Annotated in this window: 9 protein-coding genes and 1 pseudogene; 1 reads left to right on the top strand and 9 read right to left on the bottom strand. The window is 36.4% G+C overall.

Annotated features, from left to right (window positions below):
- From grdC to T335_RS0115040, 8 genes are all read right to left on the bottom strand, one after another.
- The coding region (gene grdC, locus T335_RS0115085; protein ID WP_026477799.1) for a glycine/sarcosine/betaine reductase complex component C subunit beta at window positions 1-1273 on the bottom strand (1273 nt) is incomplete at its 3' end.
- 146 nt (window positions 1274-1419) lie between these two features.
- Entirely contained in the window at window positions 1420-1890 is a 471-nt protein-coding gene (gene grdA, locus T335_RS0115080; RefSeq protein WP_084281401.1) for a glycine/sarcosine/betaine reductase complex selenoprotein A, read from the bottom strand.
- Between the two features lie 98 nt (window positions 1891-1988).
- Window positions 1989-2954, bottom strand: coding sequence for an NAD(P)/FAD-dependent oxidoreductase (locus T335_RS0115070; RefSeq protein WP_026478281.1), 966 nt, complete (start codon window positions 2952-2954; stop codon window positions 1989-1991).
- A gap of 115 nt (window positions 2955-3069) precedes the next feature.
- Window positions 3070-3387 carry a thioredoxin TrxA gene (gene trxA / locus T335_RS0115065; protein WP_026478280.1) on the bottom strand — a complete coding sequence of 106 codons (318 nt, stop codon included), beginning with the start codon at window positions 3385-3387 and terminating at the stop codon, window positions 3070-3072.
- Window positions 3388-3663: 276 nt separating this feature from the next.
- A complete protein-coding gene (locus T335_RS20945) occupies window positions 3664-5214 on the bottom strand; it encodes a glycine betaine uptake BCCT transporter (RefSeq protein ID WP_034328694.1) in 1551 nt (516 codons plus the stop codon).
- 128 nt (window positions 5215-5342) lie between these two features.
- Window positions 5343-6839, bottom strand: a complete 1497-nt coding sequence (locus T335_RS0115055; RefSeq protein WP_026478279.1) for a glycine betaine uptake BCCT transporter — start codon at window positions 6837-6839, stop codon at window positions 5343-5345.
- Between the two features lie 173 nt (window positions 6840-7012).
- Complete coding sequence (gene grdH, locus T335_RS0115045) at window positions 7013-8329, bottom strand: betaine reductase selenoprotein B (protein WP_084281399.1); 1317 nt, start codon at window positions 8327-8329, stop codon at window positions 7013-7015.
- Between the two features lie 13 nt (window positions 8330-8342).
- The gene (locus T335_RS0115040) at window positions 8343-9668 is read right to left on the bottom strand and encodes a glycine/sarcosine/betaine reductase component B subunit (RefSeq protein ID WP_026478276.1); all 1326 of its coding nucleotides are present in this window, start codon (window positions 9666-9668) and stop codon (window positions 8343-8345) included.
- 334 nt (window positions 9669-10002) lie between these two features.
- Between T335_RS0115040 and T335_RS0115035 the strand changes: the two genes are divergently transcribed.
- A complete protein-coding gene (locus tag T335_RS0115035) occupies window positions 10003-10680 on the top strand; it encodes a TetR/AcrR family transcriptional regulator (protein ID WP_026478275.1) in 678 nt (225 codons plus the stop codon).
- 135 nt (window positions 10681-10815) lie between these two features.
- Here the strand turns inward: T335_RS0115035 and T335_RS20940 are convergent.
- Window positions 10816-11173, bottom strand: a pseudogene (locus tag T335_RS20940) (glycine/sarcosine/betaine reductase complex component C subunit alpha); the annotation flags it as partial.

Raw genomic sequence — 11173 nt, 5'->3', positions numbered from 1 at the left:
GTGCCCAACCTGGCATACCATGCTTTTCAACGAAAGAATTTACTGCTGTTCTTTCTAATTCACCCCTCTTAACCCCTAGGGCTGCAATCATTTTATAGTTAGCCTCTGGTACATCTCCTGCTCCTGCTGGCTTAGTGATGTCTGGGTTTTGCATTTCTACTGAGTACTTATCTACATCAGTAATCTTTAAACCACCTTTATCTAGTGGCTCTGTAATTAATGCTGTAATTACGTTTTGTGGTGCTGATCCTGTTCCAACCTTATGTCTTCCTACCAGATCTGTTCTTAAAACTGGGTGTACGCCATCATTTTTACTAATTAGTACAGCAAATCCACCTAGTACATCTTCTAGTACTGGTATCTCTTTCTTAATATGATCTTTTCCATTCATACCAAGTTTTGCTGTCGCTCCACCGGCTACGATTACTACATTTTCAAATACGCCCGATTGTACTAATGCTGCTGCTTCAATTAAAGCGTGGGTTGGTGCTGCACAGAAACCTCTTGTATCAGAACCTGTTGCATTAACAGCACCTACTGTTTCTGCAATTGCCTTTGCGAAGTTTCCACCACCTCTTTGGTTCATATCTCCGCAGGCTTCTTCTGAACACTCTATAACATAATCAATTGTTGTAACATCAACGTTGTTTTTATCTAATAAATGTTGGAAGGCAAGGACTCCTGATGCCTTAACCACTAAGTTCTCAAAAATAACATGGGCATTTAAGTTTGGATCTATATCATGGGCTCTCTTCACACAACCAACTATTTTATCATTGTGGTATAGGGCCTCTGCATGTTCTTCATTAATAAATTTTTCGATATCTGCTAAATCATCTCCATCTTTTAACTTAGCCACTAATTCTGCAGTCATTAATGGATGGGCTTCCATTTTAGGCTTAACCATCCCAGTAAATTCTTTATCTAGTTTAACTAAGTCAAAAACATCCACCATTTTAATTAGGGCAATAAATTCATCCTGTGGCATAATTTCACCATGCTTACCAGTTCTAGTTGCCCCTTCTACCTTTTGCTTATACCAAGGCATTTCATAGTTTCTTAAATCTTCAGGCTTTATAGTTCCAATATACGCTTGGTTTGGCGGATAGCTAATTACTTCTTCAAATGAACGATAGTAATTAGGTAACTTTTTAAGATATTCTGAATCTGGATTAACTAATCTTTCGGTTGTCTGTGTTGTTCCGTTATGGGTAATCATATCTGGTGTATGGATTAAAACGTATCCTCCACCCTTTACTACTGAATATGCCATAAGATTCACCTCCGTAAATTATAGAAAGTTATGTGTATTACCAAGTTGTATAATCTAATCAAGAGGGTGATTAGAAAATCCCATCACCCTCTTGATAAATTTGATTAACAACTCATATCTCTTAACTACCTCTATAGAGTATAGTCTTAAAACTTGCAGAATTCATTTCTGATGTTGGTCATTTCCTCAACAATTTCATCTACATTTAATACCATTTCCATCATACCAATTTGATCGTCATAAACACCTGCATCAACTTCATTTTTAAATTCTGGCTCTACTGCATGGAATACTCTAAGTCCTAACTGGACTCCTGCTAAAGGACCTGCGAAGGTAGGATCTCCTGCTGTTACAGTTTCTGCTGCTAATCCAGCAGATTCAGCTTCAGCTGCACCAAGAAGTACGATTACATTTTCTGCACCAAACTTCTCAGCGAAATCCTTAACTCTTCTTTGATTTTCTAAGTCCATAGCACCAGCAGCGGTTCAGACAAAACATTCAGTAGCTGAGAAAACTACTTCTGCACCTGTGCCTTTAAGACACTCTTCGATGGCAGGACCAGGGATCCCGTCTCTGTCACCGATGATGATGATTTTTTTACCATCATACATACCCATATTGATCATCCTTTCTTTTGTTTAAATGAATATAATTTCATTAATTTTACCTATATAATAATAGAATGCTATTCTACCATTATTGATAATTTGTACTTCTATACAGCTTGAATTACCTCTTCACTATCTTCTAAACTCTCAATGTACTTTTCTGCTTGTACTGCTGCTATTGCTCCATCAGAAATCGCAGTAACAACTTGTCGTAGAGATTTCACTCTTACGTCCCCTGCTGCAAATACCCCTGCTACATTCGTGCGCATATCAACATCAGTAACGATATAGCCATATTGTAATTCTACTTTATCTTTTATTAGTTCAGTTTGTGGTATAAATCCGATGAAAACGAAAATCCCAAAGGTACCGTCTTCTTCATCAGCATTGATTACCGTTTCTTCACCAGTTTGGTTGTTTTTAATGATCATTGATTCTACAATACCATTACCTAAAATCTCTCTAATTTCTGTATTAAAGATAATTTCCACACCTTTATGGTTGAAAACCTTATCAGCAATAGATTTTGCACAAGTTAAAGCAGATTCTCTACAAAGAATAGTTACTTTTTTGGCAAACTTAGTTAAGAACATTGCTTCTTCAACAGCAGAATCTCCTCCACCTACAACATAAATTTCTAAGTCTGTAAAGAAGTCACCATCACATGTAGCACAATAGGATACACCTTTCCCTGTAAGTTTTCCTTCTCCTGGTACACCTAACAGTCTTGGTTTAGCTCCATTGGCTAATATAATTGTTTTTGCTTTATACACTTCATTCATACCATATACTACTTTAATATTTCCTTCTAGTTCAACTTCCTTAACATTGTCTTTGACAATTGTTGTTCCAAAAGTTTCTACCTGCTCAACTAATCTTTCAATAATAGCTGGGCCAGTAGTTTCTCTTACTGAACAGGGAACATTCACTACTTCATTAGTGGTAATAATTTGTCCGCCAGTTTTTCCCTTCTCAATGATTAGAGCTTCCATCTTAGCTCTAGCTGCATAAAGTCCAGCCGATAGTCCAGCTGGTCCTCCACCTATAATGATTACGTCATAAATTTTTTCCAAACTACTCACTCCCCCAAGTAAAATAGTATATTACTAGTTGTTTTGCCTAATTTGTCGGAATTTATAAGACTTTATTTTATCTCTCTAGTATTTTATGTTCTATTATAAGTGTTTTTTATAAGTATTTTTTAATCATTTCTTCTATATTTTCTTTAGTTACTTCATCTTTAGTTCTTTCCTCAATCTTCTGTCCATCCTTGTATAGTGCCACTGTTGGAAGTCCAAGAATTTTTTGAGAAATTGCTAGTCTTCTAGCTTTAGTCGTATCTAGCTTACAAAATTTCATGTTTGCTTCATATTGATCTGCCAATTCTATCATAGAAGGCATAAAGGCTTTACAGGGTTCACAGCTTTCGCTCCAGAAGTCCACCAATACATATCCTTCTCCTTCTAATACCTCATTTTGAAAAGTATCCTTATCTAACGCAATCACCAAGCTCACCTCCTTTTAATTATAAATTAAGTACTACTGATTATTTGTTAATTTTTAGACAAACATATTCAAATAAAGAGTAGACTAATAAAATGCTTTACATACATATATATCTGTCTACTCTACACTATTATTTTATCACTATTCATTATATTTGTAAATGCGTTTATTAAATAATCATGTTTGTTTTTTGCAAAATAATATATTTATACCCATCATTCGACATAACCCTAAAACTGGAGTATTCTCCTATTTTTTAGGGTTGTCTAAAAACTCCTATTCCCGATGAATAGAGGTTTTAATTTGTAATTTTCTATTTAAGCTACTTCGTCCTTTTTCTATTTTAACGGCTTTCTCGTTGCTATCCTCTTTTAATGCCTTAACTAGGGATACCATAACGAAAATCATAATGATAGCAAAGGGGAAGGCGGCCGCTATTGATGCGGTTTGTAGTGTTCCCAATCCGCCACCTAGCATAAGGGCTAGAGCTAGTAAAGATTGAATGATCCCCCATGTTATTTTTCTTTTATTTGATGGATTTAGATCTCCATTTGAAGACATCATTCCTAAAACAAAAGTAGCTGAATCGGCCGATGTTACAAAAAAGGTACATAATAGCACTACTGCAATAAAGGAAATGATTCCTCCTAATGGGTAGTTGCTCATTACAACAAAAAAGGCTGTTTCTGTAGTGGCAACTGCTTCCGTAGCACTTTCTAAACCAAGATTCATACCCATTGTTCCAAAGGTTGCAAACCATAGGAAAGATCCTAAGGCGGGAACTAAAAGTACACCAATAATAAATTCCCTTATTGTTCTACCTTTAGAGATTCTAGCAATAAAAGTTCCTACGAATGGTGCCCATGCAATCCACCATGCCCAGTAGAAAATTGTCCAACCTCCAAACCAGCTATTATCTCCAAAAGCTTCAACGTGAAAGCTATCTCTTATTAAGTTACCAAGATATAGCCCAATACCGTTTGTAAAACTATTTATAATCATTACCGTAGGCCCTAGTATCAAGGCAGTAATCATTAACAGTGCTGCCAATGAGAGGTTTGTATTAGAAAGTATTTTAATGCCTTTATCAAGCCCTGTTACTGCCGACAGCATAAATAATACTGTTACAGTTGCAATAATAATAATTTGAGTATGATTGTTAATAGGAACATTAAACATATGGTTTAATCCACTATTAATCTGAAGGGTTCCTAGTCCTAAGGATGTTGCAACCCCCGCCACTGTAGCAAATATTGCTAGTATATCTATTACATGCCCAATTGGTCCCTGTACTCTATCCTCACCTAGCAATGGGATAAAAATACTACTTATTAAACCTGGCTTGTTTTTTCTAAATTGGAAATATGCTAAAGCCAAAGCTAAAACACTATAATTTGCCCAAGGGTGTAACCCCCAGTGGAAAAATGATTTTTTTATGGCAAAGTCCGCCGCTGCTGCTGTTCCTGGGTCAGCTCCCAATGGTACTACAAAGTGATTTAAAGGTTCCGCAACTCCCCAAAAAACCAATCCAATACCCATACCAGCACTAAATAACATTGCAAACCATGAAATATAGGAATAATCAGGGGTGCTGTCATCTTTCCCTAACTTAATGCTACCATATTTACTAAAGGCTAATACAATTGAGAATACTACTAAAGCAAACATTGATAATAGATAAAACCATCCAAAGTGATCTACTAAATATTCATATAATCCATTAGATGCCGTTCCAAAATTGTTTGGGGCAATAATCCCCCATATTACAATTGCAAATACAAATATTAGAGATACATAGAATACTGCATTATTTTGTTTATTATTCATTTTATTTCCTCCTAGAGTTTTTATTGTTATACTTCTTTGAATCCCTCCATCCTCTATCAAGTTCTTATATTTAACAAAGAAAAATCTCCACTCGTCTCAGGAGTGGAGATTTTTCAATGGATAAACCTTTATCTTGTTTTTTCTTCTAATGTATTCTTGTAATCGGCTCTAAGGGCAATCACAAGAGATACCATAGCAAAAATCATTACAAAAGCAAATGGGAAAGCTGCTGCGATTGATGCTGTTTGAAGCATACCTAGCCCCCCAGCTAACATTAAAGCCAATGCTAGTGCCGATTGAACTGCGCCCCAAATCAATTTTTTCTGATTTGTAGGATTTAAGTTTCCATTTGAAGACATCATTCCTAATACGAATGTTGCTGAATCTGCTGAAGTAACAAAGAATGTGCAAAGTAATGTAACTGCAACAATTGAGATGAATCCACCCAATGGATAATTATTCATAATTACGAAGAAGGCAGTTGGTGTTGATTGAATGGCTTCATTGGCAATTTCTGTACCCAAATTAATTGCTGAAGAACCGAATACGGCAAACCAAATGAAAGAAGCTAGTGTCGGTGCTAATAATACTCCACCAACGAACTCTTTTATTGTTCTTCCTTTAGAAATTCGTGCAATAAAGGTTCCTACAAATGGTGCCCAAGCAATCCACCATGCCCAGTAGAAAATTGTCCACCCACCAAACCATTCCCCATTACCAAAGGCTTCTATATGGAAACTATCTCTGATGAATTCACCTAGATACATTCCAATACCTTCAGTTAAAGAATTAATAATTAATAGTGTTGGTCCAACAATTAGAGTAAGAAGAACTAAGATAGAAGCCAGTGTGACATTGACGTTAGAAAGAAGTTTAATGCCTTTATCTAGTCCCGATATTGCGGAAATCATAAATAATACAGTTACTATTGCAACTATTATAATTTGAACTAAGCCACTTTCAGGAATACCAAACATATAGTTAAGACCACTGTTAATTTGTAGCGTTCCTAAACCTAATGATGTGGCAACTCCTGCTACAGTAGCAAATATTGCTAAAATATCTATGGCCTTACCTATTGTTCCTTGAACCCGCTCTTCACCTAGTAAAGGAATAAACACACTACTAATTAACCCTGGTTTACCTTTTCTAAACTGCATATATGCTAGGGCTAACGCCAACACACTGTAGTTTGCCCAAGGGTGTAGTCCCCAGTGGAAGAAGGATTTTTTCATTGCAAAGCTTGCAGCTTCTGCTGTACCACCTTCCATTCCTAAAGGTGCAACAAAGTGATTTAACGGCTCTGCTATTCCCCAAAACACAAGTCCGATTCCCATACCGGCACTAAATAGCATGGCAAACCATGATATATAGCTATATTCTGGTTTGGAATCATCTTCACCCAGCTTAATTTTACCATACTTGCTGAGGGCAATCCATACTGCAAAAGCTACAAATGAAAACATTGAAATTAAATAGAACCAGCCAAAATTACCCACAAGGAAATTAAATAGGTCGTTAGCAGTTTGCTCAAAGTTTGCTGGAAGAAATAATCCCCATATAACGATGGCAAATACAACGATCAATGAAATTAAAAATACACTATTATTTTGCTTAACCTTCATTGACTAAATCCCCCTCAATCTGTATTTAAGAAATGGATGGTGTCCACCCTATATCCTCGTTGCACACGTATTACTCAGCAGTTTCAATATTTAATTTTTGTCATGCCTATGAAGCTATATTTACACTCCCTTATAATCGTTTTAGTTAAATAATATCAAGACTTTTTAAGCCCTTAAACCTTTACCTTAAACACCGTTTGCTCTTGAATTTCTGTAGTAAGAGCTTCTAGAGCTATTCCTACTCTGTGGTATCTTAATTTCCATTGTTGCTCTTTTGGTGTGTTTGGGTCCCCTAGAGGATATGGAATTGAGATTGTTGGAACCATTCTGTTTGCTCCTACTGTTTTTGCTATTGGGATTAAGTTTGCCATTTGTACTATTGTAATCCCTGCTTTTTCAATTTCTTTCGTCATCGTTGCACCGCAACGTGTACAAGTACCTCAGGTGGAGGTCATGATTACTGCATCTACTCCAGCTGACAATAACTCAGCTGCAATTTCTTTCCCCATTCTCGCTGCTTCACCTTGGGTTGTTCCTGTTCCTACTGTTGAGTAGAAGTATTGATGGATCTTTCCAATTTTCCCTTCCTTCTCATAGGCCCTTAGGGCATCTAGTGGTACAATTACATCTGAATCTGCGTTGGCTGCTGCTGGGTCGAATCCTGCATGGATTGTCATGTACTCTCCCTGCACTAAGTCACTTGTTTCTGATATGTCGTATTTACCCCACTTTGTTGCTGATGCCGATTGAATTCTGTCAGGGTTTCCTACTGGTACGATTCCTCCAGTTGTGGCAAAGGCAATGGTTGCTTTCCTTAAGTCTTTTATTGCTGGTGCAATTGGTACTAGGTCTGATTTTGGTATTGGAAGCTCTGTTATATAGTTTTTGCCTGTTAATTTATTAATTAACATATCTACCGCTCTATCGGAAGCTGCTACTGGTGGGTTTAGCCAGATTTGATGTCTCTCTCCCCTTGGGTAGTAACCTTCTTCTTTTGCAGATAATAACTCTTCTCCTAATAATATTTTCTTTCCGAAGTATGCCATCGCCTTTACATCTTTTCTCATGGCTGCTGCACTGGCTCCTCCTTCAAAGATGTACATTTCCTTCTTGAACATCTCTACTCCAGGGTTTTCATCGTTCATGGATGTAATTACTGGTACATTAAACTTTTCCTTTACTGCTTTACAGATGTTTCCGCAGGCACTTCCATATCTTCCTGCTCTAAAGGCTGGCCCTGCAAAGAATATGTCAAATTCTTTTCCTTCTAAGAATCCTAATATTGTATTGATGGCTTCTTCTTGGTTTGATCCCATGAAGTTATCTCCACAAATAATTGTGTGGGTTACTTCTGCCTCTCCTGCCAATTGCTTGTTTAACTCTAGGGCTGGTCCTACTAGACCTTCTCTTATTTCAGGAGCATAGTCTGCTATATCTTCTCCTCCAACTTGGCCAAAGAATTGATTTAAGTATAATATTGCTTTTTTCATCTTCTACACCTCCTTAGTATTCCACCATTGTCTTAGTAGACCATCCTAATACTCGGTCTCCACAGAACATTGCGTTGTTTTCCATAATAATTGATCCGTCTTCTCTTACTGATGGTCCTAGTATTGGATCGTTATCCCATCCTCCAGATAACCCATCTCTTGCTAATGCTTGTAATTCTCCGATTACTGTTTCCATGGGTGGCAGTTCAATTAATTCTGATACGTTTCCACAAGATACAATTGCATTTGCCAGTTCGTCTAATGCTACTAATGGTTGAGAACCTCCGTCTCTTCCTGTACACTCGTTTGTGAGTCCTACTGTTTTAACCCCTGCTTTTTCTAACTCCACGATACAAGCAATAAAGTCTGCATCTGGGTTTCCGTAACCTTCCTCTGCTACAATTGCTCCGTCTGCTCCTAAGCTTTTTGCAATTTGGGCTACAAACATCGCTGAACGTTGTTTCTGCTCTAGCGCTACGTTTAAGTTTGATAGGATTACCCCTAAGAAGTTGATGGTTTTACCATGCTCTTGGTATAATCGCTTCATTGTTGGGTTATTTTGCATATCATAGGTTGACCATTTTGATGAACACGGCATAAAGCTTCCAGAAATAATCGCTCCATCCATTAGTTCATTGGGGTGCATAAAGGTTGGTACCATGTGGTTTGTATCCCAGCCATATACTAAGTCATTATATCCTGACTCTTCCATTTGGGATTGTAATTGCATTACGTATACAACACTTGGTAGTGCCTGTACTTCTGGGGCACGCTTTGTTACTGGGTCTAACTCAAATCTTTCTACTTCTTCTGGTTGTAAGTCTGCTACTGCTTTACCTAAGTACTCTGCAAGTCTCATACCTGCCCATCTTAAGGCATGGTTTTTCTTTTGCTGCTCTCTTTTTTCAAATTCTTCATCGGTGTCTGCTACTAGACAGATGTTTTGTAATTGTGAGAAGTAGGTATATTTTGCTCCTTCTCCACTCATGTCAATTAATCCATCCTGGAATCCACCCCAATGTTGTCCTACTACTAATACACTACAACCCTTTAAACAATGGGTTGTCCCATTTCCTGCCTGCATTAATTCTTCTGTTACCCCTGGGAAGATTGTTCCTCCACCTACTCTGTGCCTTGGCTCAATAGCCTCCTTAACAGGTACAATTCTTGTATTGTCCCCTGGCTTTGCAATTACAAGATCTGCTTTTGTAATATGCTCGTCTTCTCTTACTACTGCTAATGCTTCCTCTTTGTTGATGGTTAGGGTCCCATTTTCATATTTTGTTTCTGAACCAAACTGAACATCCTTTACATAAAAATTACCAAATTCTAACTTCATATATACACTCCCTTCTATAAAATAAGTATTTTAAATATCGTTATATTTATCACAACAGTATTACATATTTATTATAATAAAAAAATTTCGAAAAGTAAATTAGTTTATTTTTTAAACATGATTATATTCTATATATCTCCAGTTATTTTTCTTTCTATTTTTATTCTTCTACTTCTTCTTTCAATATTGTTTGTTGAGTTTAGTGAAGCGTAGAAAAACTTTGACATTATTAAGATGATTATAAAAGTCTATTTTGACTTGGTTTTGCTAATTATTTCTATTCATGATATAATTAGAGTGCTAATTTAACTAAATAAATATAGGTGATGATTAAATGGATAAAAAAGAATTGCAAAAACGACGAATGATGAGTTATTTTATAGAAGCCACAAATAAGATTATAGAAGAGGAAGGCCTTGAAGCTGTAACTGTTAGAAAGGTTGCAGATATAGCAGGTTATAACAGCGCTACATTATATAATTATTTTACTGATTTAGAGCATCTAACCTTCTATGCATCGATAAAATATTTAAAAGATTATGTGTTAGATGTCCCTAATTTTATTAAGTCTGCGCCATCGGCTCTTGAAAAGTATTTAGGAATTTGGAAGTGTTTTTGCTTCCATTCCTTTAGTAATCCTCGGATTTACTACACCATTTTCTTTAATAAACATACTGAATCCTTAAGTGATGCTTTACAAGAATATTATGAAATTTTTCCTGAAGAATTAGGTGATCAGACCCACGATATCCTTCCAATGTTTTTAAAACGTAATATTTATGAAAGAAATATTACAGCCTTGCAATCTCTTGTTCATGAAGGTATTCTTGACAAAGCTGACCTAGAAGAAATTAATGAAATGACATTATTAATCTACCAAGGCATGTTTATTAGACTCTTTAACTTAGAAATCGATTACTCAACAGAAGTCGCCATGGAAAAAACCCTTAAGTATATTAAACGTACTCTAATGGTTTATTGTATTGATAGCACTTTAAATAGACCCTCATAGCATTTTCTCATGATTGATTAAGATTAGTATGACTACTAAATCATTTGTTAGTCCATTTTAATTAAATGAAAAAACATAAAAAAACCCCTTGATAAAAGATCATCAGGGGGTTTAGCTTTTATATTCTTAATGTACCTAACAAGCACTTTCTTTTGCAACAAACCCTGCTTCTGCTAGGATATTAATTGCTTCAGCCATTTTAGCTTCGTTAACCATTACAATAGGTCCTGTACAACCCATTCCACTTTCTGCATAGACGCCTTTCTTCCAAAGGGCCTTAACAGCATCTTCTAAGTCCATAATGTCTATTCCAGCAATAGAGCCTGTTACTACCTCCGCTGAAGGTGCTGTTACTTCTTCTTCATCAGCGGCAGCGGCTTTTTTGTTATCCTTTGTAAGGGATTTTAATATGTCATCAAGCTTAGCTTTTTTCGCTGCTGCAAACTCTCTTTTTGCAACTTCTTTTACATTACCCCTTACAAGGTCAGCTGCA

It is taken from the genome of Alkaliphilus transvaalensis ATCC 700919 (genome assembly GCF_000621485.1).
Lineage (GTDB): Bacteria > Bacillota > Clostridia > Peptostreptococcales > Natronincolaceae > Alkaliphilus > Alkaliphilus transvaalensis.
Note: the sequence above shows the minus strand (reverse complement) of the source record. Positions and strands in the feature narration are given on the sequence as shown.